Origin of the sequence: Streptomyces sp. NBC_00414, from assembly GCF_036038375.1 — a bacterium.
Taxonomy (GTDB): domain Bacteria; phylum Actinomycetota; class Actinomycetes; order Streptomycetales; family Streptomycetaceae; genus Streptomyces.
In genome coordinates this window covers 7,062,681-7,079,428 of sequence record NZ_CP107935.1, presented here as the reverse complement: position 1 = coordinate 7,079,428, position 16,748 = coordinate 7,062,681, and the positions used below count along the sequence as shown (strand labels likewise).

The window sequence follows — 16,748 nt, the reverse complement described above, 5'->3', positions numbered from 1 at the left end:
CTGGCTAGCGTGCCGATCATGAGCCTTGTACGCCGTGCCGTGCCCGAGGACGCCGAGGAGCTGCTCCGACTGCGTCAGATCCTGATCGACTCGATGGCGGGGGCGGACACGTCCACCGGCTGGCATGCCGAGTCCCTGGCCACCGTACGGGGTCGGCTGGCCGATCCCGACGGGGGTTTCGCGGCCTTCGTCGTCGATCATCCCGAGCGGGCGGGGGCGCTGGGGGCGCTCGTGGTGGGGACCCTGGAGTACCGGATCGGGCGGCCCGGGAATCCGCACGGGCGGATCGGATACGTGTTCAGTGTCGCGACGGATCCCGGTGTGCGGCGGCGGGGGTACGCGCGGGCCTGTATGGAGGAGCTGGTGGTGTGGTTCCGGGGGCAGGGGGTCGGACAGATCGATCTGACCGCCTCGCCCGAGGCCGCGCCGCTGTACGAGTCGATCGGGTTCGTCCGGACTCCGGATCCGTTGATGCGGCTGAAGTTCTGACCGGTGGTGGACGAGTGCCGGTGCGTCGTGGCCGGCCGCGCCCACGCGGCGGAGCCGCACATGTCACAGCCCCGCGCCCCTGAAGGGGCCCGTAGGCTCTGGGCATGTCTTTGGAGAGCCTCGCGCTGATCGAGAAGTGGCCCGTACCCACCGCTGCCGCCGCCGTCGTACGGGCGGACGGCACCGTGCTGGGGACCCACGGGCCCGTCACCCAGCCCTTCGCGCTGGCCTCCGTCACCAAACCCCTCGCCGCCTACGCCGTGCTCGTGGCGTACGAGGAAGGGGCCGTCGAGCTGGATGAGCCCGCCGGGCCCGAGGGGTCCACCGTGCGGCATCTGCTCGCCCACACCAGCGGGCTCGCCTTCGACGAGCACCGGGTGACGGCGCCGCCCGGACAGCGGCGGCTGTACTCCAACGCCGGGTTCGAGCAGCTCGGCGAGCACGTCGCGAAGGCGACGGAGATCCCCTTCTGCGAGTACCTGGAGCAGGCGGTCCTCGAACCGCTCGGGATGGCGTCGACGACCCTCGACGGATCGCCCGCGAAGGACGGTGTCTCGACCGTCGACGATCTGGTGCGGTTCGCCGCCGAGGTGCAGACGCCGCGGCTGCTCGACCCGCGCACGGTCGCGGAGGCGATGACCGTGCAGTACCCGGGGACGAAGGGTGTCCTGCCGGGATACGGGCACCAGAACCCCAACGACTGGGGCCTCGGCTTCGAGATCCGCGACTCCAAGTCCCCCCACTGGACGGGCAGTTCGTCCTCGCCCCGCACCTTCGGACACTTCGGCCAGTCCGGCACGTTCCTGTGGATCGACCCGGCCGCGGGGGTCGCCTGCGTGGCCCTGACGGACCGGGCGTTCGGCACCTGGGCGACGGAGGCGTGGCCCGCGTTCACGGACGCGGTCCTGGCCGAGCTGGGGCGCTAGGAATCCTCCCGTCAGCGGCGGGCCTCGATCCGCAGGTCGCCCGTGGTCACCCGGCGGATGTGGTCACTGGCGAGCATGTCGTGCGGGAAGCCGAGCCCGACGGCGCCGGCCTCGTCGAGGCGGGCCAGCTGCGCGGCGGTGAGGTCGACTTCCAGGGCGCCCAGATTGCCCTCCAGCTGCGCGGGGGTACGGGCGCCGATGACCGGTGCCGTCACGCCCGGGTTCCGCAGGGTCCAGGCCAGAGCGACCTGCGCGGGTGTGCGGCCCAGCTCCGCGGCGACCTCCCGCACGACGTCGGCGACGGCCAGGTTGCGTTCGGTGAGGGTGCCCAGGGCGAGGTTGAAGTTCTTGCGGGTGCCGTCGCCGGACGCGCCGTCCGACGCACCGTTCGGCGCGGTCAGGTCGTCGCGGCCGTACTTGCCGGTGAGCACGCCGCCGGCCAGCGGCGAGTACGGGATCACGGCCAGCCCCATCTCGCGCGCCATCGGGATCAGGTCGCGTTCGCCGGTGCGCTCGATCAGGTTGTACTCGATCTGCAGGGCGACCAGAGGTGACCAGCCGCGCAGGTCGGCGATCGTCTGCATGCGCGACACCTGCCAGGCCGGGGCGTTGGAGATCGCCACGTAAAGGATCTTGCCCTGCCGGACCAGGTCGTCCATGCCGCGCAGGATCTCCTCGACCGGTGTCGTGAAGTCCCACACGTGCAGGTAGAGAAGATCGATGTAGTCCGTGTTCAGCTGTCGCAGACTGGCCTCCACCGACGCGAACAGGCTTTTGCGGTGGCTGCCCCCGGAGTTGGGATCGCCGGGCCGGCGCAGCGTCGTGTACTTCGTCGCCAGCACCAGGCTTTCCCGGTTGTCGCGGGTGAACTCGCCCAGCAGGCGCTCGGAGCTGCCGTCGGTGTAGGTGTTGGCGGTGTCGATGAAGTTGCCGCCGCGCTCCACGTAGAGGTCGAACAGTTTGCGCGCCTCGTCCCGCTCGGCGCCCCAGCCCCACTCGGTGCCGAAGGTCGCGGTGCCCAGGGCCAGCGGTGAGACCCGCAGCCCGGAGCGGCCCAGCAGCCGGTAGCTGTCGAGGGTGAGCGACATGATGTCCTCCTGTGCTCGGATGTGCTCGTGATCCGTTGTCGACAGCGAGTCTGTGACCGGCCCGGGCCAGGGGTAAGGGAAGGAACTTCCTGGGAACACGAGTCCTACCCCGGCTGTTGGATCACACATGACGACCCGCACCGTGGACGCGACACAGGAGCTGGCCGCGTTCCTGCGGACCCGGCGCGAACGGCTGGACCCGGACGATGTCGGTCTGCCCTCGCGCCGGCGATCCCGGCGGACCCCGGGACTGCGCCGCGAGGAGGTCGCCGAACTGGCCGGGGTCAGCGTCGACTACGTCGTGCGGCTGGAGCAGGGGCGCGGACTGCGGCCCTCGGTGGGCGTGCTGGAGGCGCTGTCCCGGGCGCTGCGCCTGGCCCCCGACGAACGTACCTATGTCTTCGACCTGGCCCGGCAGCGCCGCCCCGATGACGCCGACGGACCCGCCACCACCGCGGTGCCGACCCTCGCCCGGCTGGTCACCGACCTGTCACCCCTGCCGGCCATGGTGCTGAACCACCGCTACGACATCCTGTCCTGGAACCGTGAGATGGCGGAGCTGCTGGTGGACTTCGGCACCCTGCCGCCGTCGCAGCGCAACTCCATGTGGATGTGCCTCATGCATCCCCGGACCCGCGAGTTCTACGTCGACCGCGAACGCGTCGTACGGGAGGGGGTGGCCCATCTGCGCGCCGCGTGGGCCGCGCATCCCGAGGACCGGGGCCTGGCCGACCTCATCGTCGAATTCAGTACGCACGACGAGCAGTTCGCGCGCATGTGGGCCGAGCGGGACGTCAAGGTCAAGGGCCGCGGGCGCAAGGTGATGCGGCACCCGGAGATCGGTGAGATCTCGGTGGACTTCGAGGTGCTCACCCCGATCCAGGACCTGGACCAGCGGCTGGTGATCTACCGCCCCGCCGACGACGCGAGCCGCTCGGCACTGGCCCGCCTGTCCGCGGGGTGATGCCCGCCGGGACGCTCAGCCGGCCGTCATCTCCCAGAGCAGCAGCTCCGCGCTCCCCCGGGCCACCGCCTCCAGGTCCTTCGCGTCCGTGACCCGTGCCGCGTCCCCCGCGCCCAGCACCTCGCCGTCCAGCAGCACTTCGCCGCGTACGACATGCGCGTACAGGAAGCGGGTGTCCGGGACGGCGGTCCGCTCCCCCGGGGCCAGCCGGCGGACGTGGAGCATCGCCCCCGCCTCCGGGACCGCGTACGGCGTGGCGTCCGCGATCCCGTGGACGACCTCGTACGCCGGATCGCCGCCCGGTTCCAGCGGGGCGAGCCACATCTGGACGAACCGCAACGGCCTGTCGCCGTCGTTGCGTTCGACGTGGCGGACCCCGCCCGCCGAACTGAGGCGCTGGACGTCCCCGGGGCGCACGACCGACTCGTGGCCCGTGGAGTCCCGGTGGGTCAGCTCGCCCTCGACGACCCAGGTGACGATCTCCGTGTGGCTGTGCGGGTGCTCGTCGAAGCCCGCGCCCGGCGCGAGGCGCTCCTCGTTGCAGGCGAGGACCGCGCCGAAGCGGAGATTGTCCGTGTCGTAGTGCGGGCCGAAGGAGAAGGCGTGCAGGGACTCGATCCCGGCCGCCGGATCGCCTCCCCGGTAGCGGTCGTCTGCGCGCCGTACGTCCATCACGCGACCCACGGTAGACCTGTCGGGCGTGTCACCTGCGACCCTCCGCCGCATCCTGCCGTCCGGATAAGGCAGTCTTGTTCCGTGCCCGAACCCGAATCCAGCAACACCGAACGAGCGGCGCGCGCCGCCCACGCGCACACCGCGACCCTGAAGCGGCTGGAGAAGTCGTCCGGCAGTCTCGCCGCCCAGGCCATCGCGCGCATGGACGAGACGCTGTCCTGGTACCGGGCGATGCCCCCGGAGAACCGGTCGTGGATCGGCCTCGTCGCGCAGGCCGGTATCGCCGCGTTCACCGAGTGGTTCCGGCATCCGAACGCTCCCCAGGCGATCTCCACGGACGTCTTCGGCACCGCCCCGCGCGAGCTGACCAGGGCGATCACCCTGCGCCAGACCGTGGAGATGGTGCGGACGACCATCGAGGTGATGGAGTCCGCGATCGACGAGGTCGCGGCCCCCGGCGACGAGAACGTGCTGCGCGAGGCGCTGCTCGTGTACGCCCGGGAGATCGCCTTCGCCACCGCCCAGGTGTACGCGCAGGCCGCCGAGGCACGCGGTGCCTGGGACGCCCGCCTGGAGTCGCTGGTCGTGAACGCGGTGCTCTCCGGCGAGGCCGACGAGGGCGCGGTGTCCCGTGCCGCGGCCCTCGGCTGGAACGCGCCCGAGCATGTGTGCGTGGTGCTGGGCACGGCACCCGACGGTGACAGCGAGCTGACCGTCGAGGCCATCCGGCGGGCCGCCCGGCACGCCAAGCTCCAGGTGCTCACCGGCGTCCTCGGTGACCGTCTGGTCGTCATCGCGGGCGGCAGCGACAATCCCCTGGCGGTCGCCAAGTCCCTGATCGGGCCGTACGCGGCCGGTGCGGTGGTGGCGGGCCCCGTGGTGCCCGACCTGCTCGCCGCGACCCGTTCCGCGCAGGCCGCGGCCGCCGGGCTCAAGGCGTGTTTCGCCTGGCAGGACGCCCCCCGGCCGGTGCTGGCCGACGATCTCCTGCCGGAGCGCTCGATCGCCGGTGACCCGGCGGCGCGCGACCAACTGGTGGAGGAGATCTACAGACCGCTCCAGGAGGCCGGGTCCGCGCTCCTGGAGACACTGAGCGTCTATCTCGAACAGGCGAGCAGTCTCGAAGGCGCGGCCCGGATGCTCTTCGTGCACCCCAACACCGTGCGCTACCGGCTTCGACGTGTGACTGACGTCACCGGCTGGTCGCCCTCCGACGTACGTTCGGCGTTCACGCTGCGGATCGCGCTCATCCTGGGGCGTCTGGCCGATGGAGATCCCCAGCTCTAGGCTTTTGTCGGGGACCTACAATTCCCCCTCCTGTTCTTCGTCCCTGTCCCCACGGGCGGCCGTGCCCGTTCACAAGAGAGAGTGTGAGAGTGCTCGTACTCGTCGCTCCCGGCCAGGGCGCCCAGACGCCCGGCTTCCTGACTCCTTGGCTCGACCTCCCCGGCGCCGCCGACCGCGTCGCCGCGTGGTCGGACGCCATCGGGCTCGACCTTGCCCACTTCGGCACGCAGGCCGACGCGGACGCCATCCGCGACACCGCCGTGGCCCAGCCGCTGCTGGTCGCCGCGGGTCTCCTGTCCGCCTCGGCACTCGGTGCCACGACGCCTGCCGCCGTCGCGGGGCACAGCGTCGGCGAGATCACGGCCGCCGTCCTGGCGGGCGTCCTGGACGACACGGCCGCCCTGAAGCTCGTGCGCAAGCGGGGCCTGGCGATGGCCGAGGCCGCCGCCGTCACCCGGACCGGTATGTCGGCGCTGCTCGGCGGCGACCCCGAAGTGACGATCCCGCACCTGGAGAAGCTCGGCCTGACCCCGGCGAACGTGAACGGCGCGGGCCAGATCGTGGCCGCCGGCACGCTGGAGGAGCTGGCCGCCCTGGAGGCCGACAAGCCCGAGGGCGTACGCCGGGTGGTGGCTCTGAAGGTCGCCGGCGCGTTCCACACCCGTCACATGAGCCCGGCGGTCGACGTCCTCGCGAAGGCCGCGGCGGAGCTCTCGCCCGCGGACCCGACGATCACGTACGTCTCGAACAAGGACGGCCTGGCCGTCGCCACGGGCGCCGAGGTCGTCTCCCGTCTGGTCGGTCAGGTCGCCAACCCGGTCCGCTGGGACCTGTGCATGGAGACCTTCAAGGAACTCGGCGTGACCGCGCTGGTCGAGGTGTGCCCCGGTGGCACGCTGACCGGTCTCGCCAAGCGCGCGCTGCCCGGCGTGAAGACGCTGGCGCTCAAGACACCCGACGACCTCGAAGCGGCTCGCGAGCTCATCGCCGAGCACGCCTCCGCCTGAGCGCGTAAGGAGCCGACAGAGCATGTCGAAGATCAAGGCCCGCAAGGGCGCCCCGTACGCGCGGATCCTCGGCGTGGGCGGCTACCGCCCGGTTCGTGTCGTACCGAACGAGGTGATCCTCGAACGCATCGACTCGTCCGACGAATGGATCCGTTCGCGCTCCGGCATCGAGACCCGGCACTGGGCCAACGACGAGGAGACCGTCGCCGCGATGTCGATCGAGGCGTCCGGCAAGGCGATCGCCGACGCCGGGATCAACGCCGAGCAGATCGGCGCCGTCGTCGTCTCGACCGTCTCCCACTTCAGCCAGACCCCGGCCGTCGCCACCGAGATCGCCGACAAGCTCGGCACGGCGAAGGCCGCGGCCTTCGACATCTCGGCGGGCTGCGCCGGCTTCGGCTACGGACTGACCCTCGCCAAGGGCATGATCGTGGACGGTTCCGCCGAGTACGTGCTCGTCATCGGCGTCGAGCGGCTGTCCGACCTGACCGACCTGGAGGACCGCGCGACGGCCTTCCTGTTCGGTGACGGCGCGGGCGCGGTCGTCGTGGGGCCCTCTCAGGAGCCGCACATCGGCCCCACCGTCTGGGGTTCCGAGGGCGACAAGTCCAACACCATCAAGCAGACCGTGCCCTGGGACCAGTTCAGGAGCGGGGACGTGTCCCAGCTGCCCCTGGACTCCAAGGGCGAGGTCAAGTTCCCCGCGATCACGCAGGAAGGCCAGGCGGTGTTCCGCTGGGCCGTGTTCGAGATGGCCAAGGTCGCCAAGGAGGCGCTGGAAGCCGCCGGACTCACTGCGGACGACTTGGACGTCTTCATTCCCCACCAGGCCAACGAGCGGATCATCGACTCGATGGTGAAGACTCTCAAGCTGCCGGAACACGTCACGGTCGCGCGTGACGTGCGTACCACCGGCAACACCTCGGCCGCCTCGATTCCGCTCGCGATGGAGCGGCTCCTGGCGACCGGCGAAGCGAAGAGCGGCGACACCGCGCTCGTCATCGGCTTCGGGGCGGGTCTCGTGTACGCCGCGACGGTCGTTACCCTCCCCTAGGCACACCGTCCGGATCTTTCCGGGCGGCAGTTCCGCCACACCCTCTGGATACACAAGAAGGAGCGCCTGACATGGCCGCCACTCAGGAAGAGATCGTCGCCGGTCTTGCCGACATCGTGAACGAGATCGCCGGCATCCCGGTCGAGGACGTCCAGCTGGAGAAGTCCTTCACCGACGACCTCGATGTCGACTCGCTGTCCATGGTCGAGGTCGTCGTCGCCGCCGAAGAGCGCTTCGACGTCAAGATCCCCGACGACGACGTCAAGAACCTCAAGACGGTCGGCGACGCGACCGAGTACATCCTCAAGCACCAGGGCTGAGCAACCTTCACCCCCGACTGCTGCTAGCCCCGCCACCCGGCGGTGGCGCCGCTGAATCCTCGTATCCGTTGGAGAAAGAATTCCCGTGAGCCCGACCAATCGCACCGTGGTCGTCACCGGTATCGGCGCAACCACACCGCTGGGTGGCGACGCAGCCTCTACCTGGGAGGGCCTGGTCGCCGGACGTTCCGGCGTCCGCCCTCTCGAGCAGGACTGGGCCGCCGACCAGGCGGTCCGTATCGCGGCACAGATCGCCGTGGAGCCGGGCGAGGTCATTCCGCGCCCGCAGGCCCGCCGCCTCGACCGCTCGGCGCAGTTCGCGCTGATCGCGGCCAAGGAGGCCTGGGCTGACGCAGGTTTCACCGACAAGGCCGGCGCCGAGGCTTCGGACGCCGCCGAACCGGGCGCGACCGTCGACCCCGACCGGCTCGGCACGGTCATCGCCTCCGGCATCGGTGGCGTCACGACCCTGCTCGACCAGTACGACGTGCTGAAGGAGAAGGGCGTACGCCGCGTCTCCCCGCACACCGTTCCCATGCTCATGCCCAACGGCCCCTCGGCCAACGTGGGTCTGCTCGTCGGCGCCCGCGCCGGTGTGCACACCCCGGTCTCCGCCTGTGCGTCGGGCGCCGAGGCCATCGGCTACGCCATCGAGATGATCCGCACCGGCCGCGCCGACGTCGTCGTCGCCGGTGGCACCGAGGCGGCCATCCACCCGCTTCCCATCGCCGCGTTCGGCAACATGATGGCGATGTCCAAGAACAACGACGACCCGCAGGGCGCCTCGCGTCCCTACGACATCGGCCGTGACGGCTTCGTCCTCGGCGAGGGCGCAGGCGTCCTGGTCCTGGAGTCGGCCGAGCACGCCGCCAAGCGCGGGGCCCGTGTCTACGCGGAGGCGGTCGGCCAGGGCATCTCCTCCGACGGCCACGACATCGTGCAGCCGGAGCCGGAGGGCCGCGGTATCGCGGCCGCCCTGCAGCACCTGCTCGACAGCACCGACCTGAACCCGGCGGAGATCGTGCACGTCAACGCGCACGCGACCTCCACGCCGGCCGGTGACGTGGCCGAGCTGAAGGCTCTGCGGAAGGTGTTCGGCGACGACGCCGATCACTTCGCCGTGTCCGGTACGAAGTCCATGACCGGGCATCTGCTCGGCGGTGCCGGTGGGGTGGAGTCGGTGGCCACGGTGCTGGCGCTCTACAACCGGATCGCGCCGCCGACCATCAATGTCGAGAACCTCGACCCCGAGGCGGAGGCCACCGCGGACATCGTTCGTGGTGAGGCTCGGAAGTTGCCTGTCGAGGGGCGGATCGCCGCGCTCAACGACTCGTTCGGGTTCGGTGGGCACAACGTGGTACTTGCGTTCCGCACCGTCTGAGTCGGCCGTTCGGCCGTTTGGCCTTTTGGCTTGGTTGGTGAGTGGCTCGGTCTCTTCTTGGGGCCGGGCCGCTTGCGTTTGTGGGTGCGTGCGGGTCCGGTGGGGGCTTGTCGCGCAGTTCCCCGCGCCCCTGAAGGCAAAAGATTGCGCCGTTCCCCGCGCCCCTGAAAGACGAAAGACTGCGCCGTTCCCCGCGCCCCTGAGGGCGAAAGGCAAAAGACTGCGCCGTTCCCCGCGCCCCCGAGAGGCGTCCCTTTGGGGGTCAGACCACCTGGTGGAGCCAGCGGACGGGGGCGCCTTCGCCTGCGTAGCGGAAGGGTTCCAGTTCGTCGTCCCAGGGCTTGCCCAGGAGTCTGGTGAGTTCGGACTCCAGATGGGTCTCGCCCTGCTGGGAGCGGACCAGGGCGGCGCGCAGGCGGTCCTCGGGGATCAGGATGTCGCCGTGGATCCCGGTCACCGCGTGGAAGATGCCCAGCTCGGGGGTGCAGCTGTAACGCTCGCCCTCGGCCGTGGCGCACGGCTCGGCGGTGACCTCGAAGCGCAGCATCTGCCAGCCGCGCAGCGCCGAGGCGAGCTTGGAGGCCGTGCCGACCTCGCCCTTCCAGGAGAACTCGGATCTCCAGGTGCCGGGTGAGGCGGGCTGCCGGATCCAGTCGAGGCTGACCCGCGTGCCGAGCACACCCGCGACCGCCCACTCGACGTGTGGGCACAGCGCACGCGGCGCGGAGTGCACGTACAGAACTCCACGTGTCGTCACTGGCACCTCCGGACAGAGCGGGCACTTTGCGGCTTGGCGGATCGTTCAGTGGCAGGGCAGCCACGTGTGCCGAGGCTACCGTGCGAGGGCGCAAGGAGTGTGACGTACCGTCGGTCCAAGCGCCCGGAAACACGGAGGTTTCACCCGGGAGGACGCTCCGGGGCGGAGTGCCGTTGCGTGATGAACGAGGGGAACTGGGGATGCGAAACCGTGGTCACCGTTCGCGGGGCCTCCTCGCGGCCGTCGTGGCGGCTCTTGTCGGCGTCGCGGGACTGGCCGGATGCGACGCGGTCGGCGGCAATTCCCCAGGACCGTCAGGAACTGAGGCGCGGGGCGGGAAACCCTCACCGAAGCCCACGCCCGACTGGGACCGGAGCCCGCGCTCGCTGGCCGCGGTCGGCGACTCGATCACCCGCGGGTTCGACGCCTGCTCGGTACTGACCGACTGCCCCGAGGTCTCGTGGGCGACCGGCTCCGACACGAAGGTGAAGAGCCTCGCGGTACGTCTCCTGGGGACCTCCGGCGCCGCGCAGCGCAGTTGGAACTACGCGGTGACCGGCTCCCGCATGGCGGACCTGCCCGGTCAGATGGCGCAGGCCGCGGCGAAGAAGCCCGAGCTGGTCACGGTGATGGCCGGCGCGAACGACGCCTGCCGTTCGTCGGTGTCCGCGATGACCTCGGTGGCTCGATTCCGCACCCAGTTCGAGGACGCGCTGAGCACGCTGCGGTCCGCGCTGCCGAAGACGCAGGTGTACGTGTCGAGCGTGCCCGATCTGAAGCGGCTGTGGTCGCAGGGGCGGACGAATCCGATGGGCAAGCAGATCTGGAAGCTGGGGATCTGTCCTTCGATGCTGGGGGACGCCGACTCGTTGAGCTCGGCGGCCACGTCGCGGCGGGATCGGGTGCAGGACCGGGTCGAGTCGTACAACTCGGTTCTTGAAGAGGTGTGTGCGAAGGATCGGCGGTGCCGGTTCGATGGTGGGGCGGTCTTCGAGTACCGGTTCGGGACCGCGCAGTTGAGTCACTGGGACTGGTTCCATCCGAGCGTGAACGGTCAGGCTCGGCTTGCCGAGATGGCGTACGGGGTTGTCACGTCCCGTACGCCTCGGTGACCCCGGGGGCTCGTTTTCGGGTGCCGGTCCGGTGGGGGCTGGTCGCGCCGTTCCCCGCGCCCCTAAAAGCTAAAAGCTAATGGGCGCCCTCAGTCGGGTGTCCGTGAGGCTGTGGGACGCCTCGATCTCGTAGGTGCCCTTCACCGGGGTCCAGGTGTTGGACTCTTCGTCCCAGATCTCGAAGGCTCGGACCGGGAGGTCGATGGACGTGTGTACCGACTCTCCTGGGGCGGCCTCGACCGTCGCGAAGCCCGCCAGCCAGCGGGTCGGACGGTCGGGGGTGGGGTCCGACGGGGTCAGGTAGAGCTGGACGGTCTCGCGGCCCGTGCGGGTGCCGGAGTTGGTGAGCCGGACCGTGACCGTCGTGCCCGTCACGTCGATCTCGTCGTATGTCCAGTCGGTGTAGCCGAGGCCGTGACCGAAGGGGTACGTCGGGGTGCGGCCCTCCTTCTCCCAGGCCCGGTAGCCGATGAACACGTCCTCCGTGTAAGGGAGTTCACCTTCGGTGGGGGTGACCCCGGTGACGGGGGCGGACTCCAACGGGCCCCAGGTGGTGGGGAGCCGGCCGCCGGGCTCGTGGGCGCCGGTGAGGACGTCGGCGAGGGCCGCGCCGCCCTCCTGGCCCGGGAACCAGCCGAGCAGCACGGCGGCGACCTCGTCGCGCCACGGCAGTTCCACCGGGGATCCGGAGTTGACGACCACCACGGTGTTCGGGTTGGCGGCGGCGACCGCGTGCACCAACTCGTCCTGACGGCCCGGGAGTCGGAGGTCCTTGCGGTCGAAGCCCTCGGACTCCACGCGTTCGGTCGTGGCGACCACGACGATCGCCGAGTCGGCGGCGCGGGCCGCGGCGACGGCCTCGGCGATCAGTTCGTCGGGGTCGCGGGCGGGCTCCTGGTGGGCGAGCGTGAAGCTGATGACCCGCATGGGCGCGTCTGCGGGGACGACGACGATGTGGCGCAGGGAGATCTCGTAGGAGCTGCCGGCCGTCAGGTCCACCGTCGCGTGCTTCACGGGGTCGCCGAAGAACGTCACGAACGGGTCGTCCAGGTCGGTGCTCTGGACCCCGTCGAAGTGCTCGGCGCCGTCGATCGTGAGCGTGAAGGCGCCCAGCCCCTTGATGCCGAACGTGTGCGGGCCGCTCTCGCGCGGGGTGAAGGTGCCGGTCAGTTCGACGCTGTGGAGGCTGTCGTGGGTGACGCCGTCGGGCAGGTCGTTGCCCATCCACTGGATGTGGCCGCTCGGCGCGGAGCGCGTGCCCAGCACGGTGCACTCGGTGTCGCGGCAGACCGCGCGCAGCTCGAACCCCTTGTCGGCGGCGGCCAGTTCCTGGCTCGGGTCGGCGCCGACCGCGTACGTCAGCGCGCCCTCGGGCAGTGCGGCGGTGAGGCCGTCGAGCGGGGAGACGACGTGGGCCGGGAAGACGGTGGCGGAGCCGCCGCCGAGAACGCGGGCGTCACGGGCGGCGGCGCCGAGGAGCGCGACCGAGTGCCCGGCGGGGAGCGGGAGTGCGCCTTCGTTGCGTACGAGGACGAAGGAGCGGCGGGCGATCTCGCGGGCCAGGGACTCGCCGTCGACCGTCGGGGGAACCTCGGTGACGACCGGTGCGGCGCCCTCCAGGATGCCGACGCGGGCGGCGAGGCGCAGGACGTTGCGCACGGCCCCGTCGACCTTGGCCTCGTCGGTCTCGCCGGCCCGGACGGCGGCGGCGAGCGCGGGCCCGTACACGGTGGTCGGGCCGGGCATCGCGACGTCCAGGCCGCCCTCGATGGCGCCGACGGTCGAGCGGGCGGCCATCCAGTCGGAGACGTTGAAGCCGTCGAAGCCCCATTCTCCGCGCAGGATCTCCTCGACCAGGTACCGGTGCTCGCTCATCGTGGTGCCGTTGACCGAGTTGTAGGCGGTCATGATGCCCCAGGGGTGGGCGTTCTCGACGATGGCCTCGAAGGGGGCCAGGTACAGCTCGCGCAGGGCGCGCCGCGAGACCACGTTGTTCACGGTGAAGCGGTCGGTCTCGGCGTCGTTGGCGACGAAGTGCTTGACGGTGGTCCCGACCCCGCCCTCCTGTACGCCCCTCACGTACCCGGTGCCGATCCGTCCGGTGAGGTACGGGTCCTCGCTGTACGCCTCGAAGTGCCGGCCGCCGAGCGGGGAGCGGTGCAGGTTGACCGTGGGGGCGAGCAGCACGTGGACGCCCTTGCGGCGGGCCTCCTGGGCGAGGAGGCGGCCCGCGCGGCGGGCCAGGGCGGGGTCCCAGGTGGCGGCGAGCGCGGTCGGGGACGGCAGGGCGATGGACGGGTCGTCGGCGGTCCAGCGCACGCCCCGGACGCCGATCGGGCCGTCGGACATGACCAGTGACTTCAGCCCGATCTCGGGCAGCTCGGGCAGGGACCACATGTCCTGGCCGGCGAGCAGCCGCGCCTTCGTGTCCAGGTCGAGGCGCGCGAGAGCCGCCTCGACCACCGCCTCGCGCGCCTGATCGGCCGGGGTGGGCCGCGTTCCTGCCATGGCCGTGCCTCCTCGTTGAGTCCGCTCCGTCGATACCATCCTGCCCGCGTTACCTGTTGATCGGTAGGTTTCGTTATCCTGGTGTAATAATCTCTGGATGGAGAGCCGCATGGAGAGCCCTGTCCGTCGTACGGTGACGTCATGACGAGCGGGGCGCCCAGATCGGCCAGGGGCACGGAGCGGCGCGCGGAGATCCTCCGGGCGGCGCTGGAGGTGATCGCCGAGCGCGGCTACCGGGGCGCGAGCCTGGCGGCGGTCGCCGAGCGGGTCGCCCTCACCCCGCAGGGGCTGCTGCACCACTTCCCCACCAAGGAGGCGCTGCTCGTCGCCGTCCTTGCGGAGCGCGACCAGTGGGACGCGGTCCCCGGCACGGGGTGGCGGCTCGAACTGCTGGGCCAGCTGGTCGAGTACAACGCCATGCGGCCCGGAATCGTACAGACCTTCTCGGCGCTGCTCGGCGAGAGCGTCACGGAGGGGCATCCGGCGCGCGAGTTCTTCACCGAACGGTACGAGGCCGTACGCGCGAACATGGCCAGGATGCTGCGGACCGAGTACGGGGAGCGGCTGCCGAGCGGGCTCACTCCGGAGCGGGCCGCGCCCCTGCTCGTCGCGGTGATGGACGGGCTGCAGTACCAGTGGCTGCTCGCGCCGGAGTCGGTGGACATGCCGGCGGCGTTCCGGGACTTCCTCACGCTGCTGGGCGAGGGCTGACCCTCACCGGGGTCACCGGCGTCACCAGGGTCACGCGTTATGGCGTGCGTCCCGCGCGTCACGCATACTGCCGCCATCCGACGACGTCCCCACTCGCGACGGAAGGACCTGAACCGCCTTGACGCACATACGTGTTCGGATCGGCGCCCTCGGCCTGGCTCTGCTGGCCGGACTCGCCGCACCGCCCGCCCTCGCCGCGGAGAACCCCGCTGCGGCGCCCACCGTGGAGGAACAGCGCCTCGCCAAGGCGGCGCCCCAGGAGATCCTGGCCCGCTCCGGATTCGACACGGTGGCAACGGAGTTCACCCGGGCCCTGGGCAAGGCCCGCTCGTACGCGCAGGCCGAGCGGGTGGTCGAACGGCAGGGCGCCCGGCTGTGGCAGCGGGCGGTGGACCGGGCCCAGGGCCGCGGCCCCGCGGGCGGCGACCTCAGCAGGGACGACGACCGGCCGCTGTACTGGGCCCGGCTCGGCATGACCCGCGAAGTACGCCAGTGGCAGCCGGAGTTCGGCCTCACCGAGGCCCGGCGCGCGAAGCTGCTCGCCGCGCTGGAGCGGACCTCGCGCGGCCAGGACACCATCCGCTATCCGCACGCCAAGTCGAAGTCCACGTCCAAGTCCGGTTCCACGAAGGTCAAGCGGATCCTGTTGACCGGCTTCGACCCGTTCACGCTGGACCGGGACGTGCGGATCTCCAACCCGTCGGGGGCGACCGCGCTCGCTCTGGACGGCACGGTGATCAGGACGGCGGACGGTCCGGCGCGCATCGAGACGGCCGTCTTCCCGGTCCGCTGGCAGGACTTCGCCGACCTGACCGTGGAACGGACGCTGCGTCCGCATCTCCCGCACGTCGACCTGTTCACGACGGTCAGCCAGGGTCGGGTGGGCCGCTTCGACATCGAGCGCACCAACGGGGCCTGGCGGGGCGGCTTCCCGGACAACGAGAACCTCTCACGCACCGAGACGGTCCCGGTCACCGACCCGGCCTCGCAGCCGCAGTGGACGACGACCACCCTCCCGTACAAGGACATCGTCGCCGCGGACACGGGGCGTTTCCCCGTGTACGACAACACGTCGGTGACCGAGATCCCGGCGGGCGGGACGGATCCCGTCGTGCGCCCCGAGGGGCCGACCGCCGGCTCGACGGCCCGGGCGGGCGGGGGCGGCAACTACCTCTCCAACGAGATCGCCTACCGCGCGACGCTTCTGCGGGACCGGCTCGGTCTGGGCGGCTCGCTCCCCGGCGGGCATGTCCACACGCCGGTACTGGAGTTCGGGGCGGGCAACACGGATCCGGCGAGCGGGGCGGTCACCGACGCCCAGTTCGTGCAGAACCGGCTGGACATCATCGCCCAGGTGCGGTCGATCCTGACGGTGGCGGCGGACGGAGCGACGGACTAGCCCGCGGGGTGCTCGTCCGGGTTCTCGGCGTCCGGGTTCTCGCCGCGGGTCTCCTCGCCCAGCAGGTCGCGGGCCATCAGTGTGGCGCCCGCGACCGCGCCGGGCATCAGGAAGACGGCGACGAAGGGGACGAGGAAGGCGATGGCCAGCGGGGTGCCGAAGCCCCAGACGAGCATCCTTCGGGAGCGGAGCATGGTGAGGCGGTCGCGGACCACCACGCCGCGGCGTTGCAGGGCGACCGCCGTCAGCTCCTCGGTGAGGAAGAAGCCGGTGACGAAGAAGCCGATCACCGGGACGACGGTCTGGCCGACGAACGGGACGAACCCGAGCGCGAAGAGCAGTACGCCCCACACCACGGCCCGGGCCACGATCCGGAGGCTGTCCCGGGTCGAGATCAGCAGTTCGCGCCAGAGCGGGAGGCCCGACTCGGGGGCCGTGCCGTCCGGGGAGACGTCCCGGTCCACCTTCTCGGAGAGGCTCTCGTAGAAGGGCTGGCCGATGACGAGGGTGGCGGCGGTGAAGGTGAGCACGGAGAGGAGCAGGGCGAGGGCGAAGAGGACCGCCGTCAGGAAGCCGCGGAAGAGGCCGGGCCAGGGGGACGACCAGTCGTCGGCGAAGGGGGTGGCCCAGGTGACGAAGTCCGTGCCCCACAGGGCCAGGGCGATCAGGGCTGCGGCGTACAGCACGAGGGTGATGAGGCCCGGGATCAGTCCGAAGCCGAACTGTTTTCCGTGCCTGGTCACCCAGCGCTGGCCGCGCAGCAAGTACCGGAACCCCACCCCAAGATCACGCATGCCTGCACCTTACCCGGGGCGCCGCCGCAGCCCCCCTCACGTACCTCCGCCGACTGCGGGCCGGTGGGGGCTGGCCGCGCAGTTCCCCGCGCCTCTCAAAAGCAAAAGACTGCGCCGTTCCCCGCGCCCCTGAAGGGCCCCCTTCAGGGGCGCGGGGAACGGCGCGGCCAGCCCCCACGGCCCGCACCGTGCAAGCCGACGCCAGGCCCCACTCCCTGAGGGGCGCGGGGAACGGCGCGGGCAACCCACGACGGCCCGCGCCCGACGAACGACCCC

General features: G+C 71.2%; 16 protein-coding genes. 11 read left to right on the top strand and 5 right to left on the bottom strand.

Annotation, left to right across the window (positions count from 1 at the left end):
- The first annotated feature begins 18 nt into the window (after nucleotides 1–18).
- Both OHS59_RS30745 and OHS59_RS30740 read left to right on the top strand, forming a co-directional pair.
- The gene (locus tag OHS59_RS30745; protein ID WP_328496597.1) at nucleotides 19–489 is read left to right on the top strand and encodes a GNAT family N-acetyltransferase; all 471 of its coding nucleotides are present in this window, start codon (nucleotides 19–21) and stop codon (nucleotides 487–489) included.
- Nucleotides 490–593: 104 nt separating this feature from the next.
- Entirely contained in the window at nucleotides 594–1,415 is an 822-nt protein-coding gene (locus OHS59_RS30740; protein ID WP_328496596.1) for a serine hydrolase domain-containing protein, read from the top strand.
- Nucleotides 1,416–1,426: 11 nt separating this feature from the next.
- Here OHS59_RS30740 and OHS59_RS30735 read toward each other — a convergent pair whose 3' ends face one another.
- A complete protein-coding gene (locus OHS59_RS30735) occupies nucleotides 1,427–2,503 on the bottom strand; it encodes an aldo/keto reductase (RefSeq protein ID WP_328496595.1) in 1,077 nt (358 codons plus the stop codon).
- 127 nt (nucleotides 2,504–2,630) lie between these two features.
- On the opposite strand from OHS59_RS30735, the gene OHS59_RS30730 reads away from it, so the two are divergent.
- Nucleotides 2,631–3,467, top strand: coding sequence for a helix-turn-helix transcriptional regulator (locus OHS59_RS30730; protein WP_328496594.1), 837 nt, complete (start codon nucleotides 2,631–2,633; stop codon nucleotides 3,465–3,467).
- A 15-nt stretch (nucleotides 3,468–3,482) separates the two neighbouring features.
- Here OHS59_RS30730 and OHS59_RS30725 read toward each other — a convergent pair whose 3' ends face one another.
- The gene (locus OHS59_RS30725) at nucleotides 3,483–4,139 is read right to left on the bottom strand and encodes a pirin family protein (protein WP_328499421.1); all 657 of its coding nucleotides are present in this window, start codon (nucleotides 4,137–4,139) and stop codon (nucleotides 3,483–3,485) included.
- Between the two features lie 84 nt (nucleotides 4,140–4,223).
- Here OHS59_RS30725 and OHS59_RS30720 point away from each other — a divergent pair, with 84 nt between their 5' ends.
- The 5 genes from OHS59_RS30720 (at nucleotide 4,224) to OHS59_RS30700 (ending at nucleotide 9,191) form a co-directional block, all read left to right on the top strand.
- Nucleotides 4,224–5,429, top strand: a complete 1,206-nt coding sequence (locus OHS59_RS30720) for a PucR family transcriptional regulator (protein WP_328496593.1) — start codon at nucleotides 4,224–4,226, stop codon at nucleotides 5,427–5,429.
- Between the two features lie 89 nt (nucleotides 5,430–5,518).
- On the top strand, nucleotides 5,519–6,436 hold the full coding sequence (locus tag OHS59_RS30715) for an ACP S-malonyltransferase (RefSeq protein WP_328496592.1): 918 nt from the start codon (nucleotides 5,519–5,521) through the stop codon (nucleotides 6,434–6,436).
- Nucleotides 6,437–6,458: 22 nt separating this feature from the next.
- Entirely contained in the window at nucleotides 6,459–7,490 is a 1,032-nt protein-coding gene (locus tag OHS59_RS30710) for a ketoacyl-ACP synthase III (RefSeq protein WP_328496591.1), read from the top strand.
- A 71-nt stretch (nucleotides 7,491–7,561) separates the two neighbouring features.
- Entirely contained in the window at nucleotides 7,562–7,810 is a 249-nt protein-coding gene (locus OHS59_RS30705) for an acyl carrier protein (protein WP_055611752.1), read from the top strand.
- Nucleotides 7,811–7,895: 85 nt separating this feature from the next.
- Complete coding sequence (locus OHS59_RS30700; RefSeq protein WP_328496590.1) at nucleotides 7,896–9,191, top strand: beta-ketoacyl-[acyl-carrier-protein] synthase family protein; 1,296 nt, start codon at nucleotides 7,896–7,898, stop codon at nucleotides 9,189–9,191.
- A 262-nt stretch (nucleotides 9,192–9,453) separates the two neighbouring features.
- Here the strand turns inward: OHS59_RS30700 and OHS59_RS30695 are convergent, their stop codons facing one another.
- A complete protein-coding gene (locus tag OHS59_RS30695; protein WP_328496589.1) occupies nucleotides 9,454–9,948 on the bottom strand; it encodes a DUF3145 domain-containing protein in 495 nt (164 codons plus the stop codon).
- A gap of 200 nt (nucleotides 9,949–10,148) precedes the next feature.
- Here OHS59_RS30695 and OHS59_RS30690 point away from each other — a divergent pair, with 200 nt between their 5' ends.
- Nucleotides 10,149–11,060: an SGNH/GDSL hydrolase family protein gene (locus tag OHS59_RS30690; RefSeq protein ID WP_328496588.1), complete on the top strand. Its 912-nt coding sequence runs from the start codon at nucleotides 10,149–10,151 to the stop codon at nucleotides 11,058–11,060.
- Nucleotides 11,061–11,129: 69 nt separating this feature from the next.
- Here OHS59_RS30690 and OHS59_RS30685 read toward each other — a convergent pair whose 3' ends face one another.
- The gene (locus OHS59_RS30685; RefSeq protein WP_328496587.1) at nucleotides 11,130–13,568 is read right to left on the bottom strand and encodes a glycoside hydrolase family 3 protein; all 2,439 of its coding nucleotides are present in this window, start codon (nucleotides 13,566–13,568) and stop codon (nucleotides 11,130–11,132) included.
- A gap of 141 nt (nucleotides 13,569–13,709) precedes the next feature.
- Here OHS59_RS30685 and OHS59_RS30680 point away from each other — a divergent pair, with 141 nt between their 5' ends.
- Both OHS59_RS30680 and OHS59_RS30675 read left to right on the top strand, forming a co-directional pair.
- The gene (locus OHS59_RS30680) at nucleotides 13,710–14,279 is read left to right on the top strand and encodes a TetR/AcrR family transcriptional regulator (RefSeq protein ID WP_328496586.1); all 570 of its coding nucleotides are present in this window, start codon (nucleotides 13,710–13,712) and stop codon (nucleotides 14,277–14,279) included.
- A gap of 118 nt (nucleotides 14,280–14,397) precedes the next feature.
- Complete coding sequence (locus OHS59_RS30675) at nucleotides 14,398–15,678, top strand: pyroglutamyl peptidase (RefSeq protein ID WP_328496585.1); 1,281 nt, start codon at nucleotides 14,398–14,400, stop codon at nucleotides 15,676–15,678.
- Here the strand turns inward: OHS59_RS30675 and OHS59_RS30670 are convergent.
- Entirely contained in the window at nucleotides 15,675–16,472 is a 798-nt protein-coding gene (locus OHS59_RS30670) for an EI24 domain-containing protein (RefSeq protein ID WP_328496584.1), read from the bottom strand. The two genes, OHS59_RS30675 and OHS59_RS30670, sit on opposite strands and share 4 nt — an antisense overlap.
- Nucleotides 16,473–16,748 lie beyond the last annotated feature (276 nt).

What these genes read in the sequence shown, in the direction of transcription:
- OHS59_RS30745 (WP_328496597.1), top strand. Translation starts at nt 19, where the DNA reads ATGAGCCTTGTACGCCGTGCCGTGCCCGAGGACGCCGAGGAGCTGCTC.
- OHS59_RS30740 (WP_328496596.1), top strand. Translation starts at nt 594, where the DNA reads ATGTCTTTGGAGAGCCTCGCGCTGATCGAGAAGTGGCCCGTACCCACC.
- OHS59_RS30735 (WP_328496595.1), bottom strand. Translation starts at nt 2,503, where the DNA reads ATGTCGCTCACCCTCGACAGCTACCGGCTGCTGGGCCGCTCCGGGCTG.
- OHS59_RS30730 (WP_328496594.1), top strand. Translation starts at nt 2,631, where the DNA reads ATGACGACCCGCACCGTGGACGCGACACAGGAGCTGGCCGCGTTCCTG.
- OHS59_RS30725 (WP_328499421.1), bottom strand. Translation starts at nt 4,139, where the DNA reads ATGGACGTACGGCGCGCAGACGACCGCTACCGGGGAGGCGATCCGGCG.
- OHS59_RS30710 (WP_328496591.1), top strand. Translation starts at nt 6,459, where the DNA reads ATGTCGAAGATCAAGGCCCGCAAGGGCGCCCCGTACGCGCGGATCCTC.
- OHS59_RS30705 (WP_055611752.1), top strand. Translation starts at nt 7,562, where the DNA reads ATGGCCGCCACTCAGGAAGAGATCGTCGCCGGTCTTGCCGACATCGTG.
- OHS59_RS30690 (WP_328496588.1), top strand. Translation starts at nt 10,149, where the DNA reads ATGCGAAACCGTGGTCACCGTTCGCGGGGCCTCCTCGCGGCCGTCGTG.
- OHS59_RS30685 (WP_328496587.1), bottom strand. Translation starts at nt 13,568, where the DNA reads ATGGCAGGAACGCGGCCCACCCCGGCCGATCAGGCGCGCGAGGCGGTG.
- OHS59_RS30680 (WP_328496586.1), top strand. Translation starts at nt 13,710, where the DNA reads ATGACGAGCGGGGCGCCCAGATCGGCCAGGGGCACGGAGCGGCGCGCG.
- OHS59_RS30670 (WP_328496584.1), bottom strand. Translation starts at nt 16,472, where the DNA reads ATGCGTGATCTTGGGGTGGGGTTCCGGTACTTGCTGCGCGGCCAGCGC.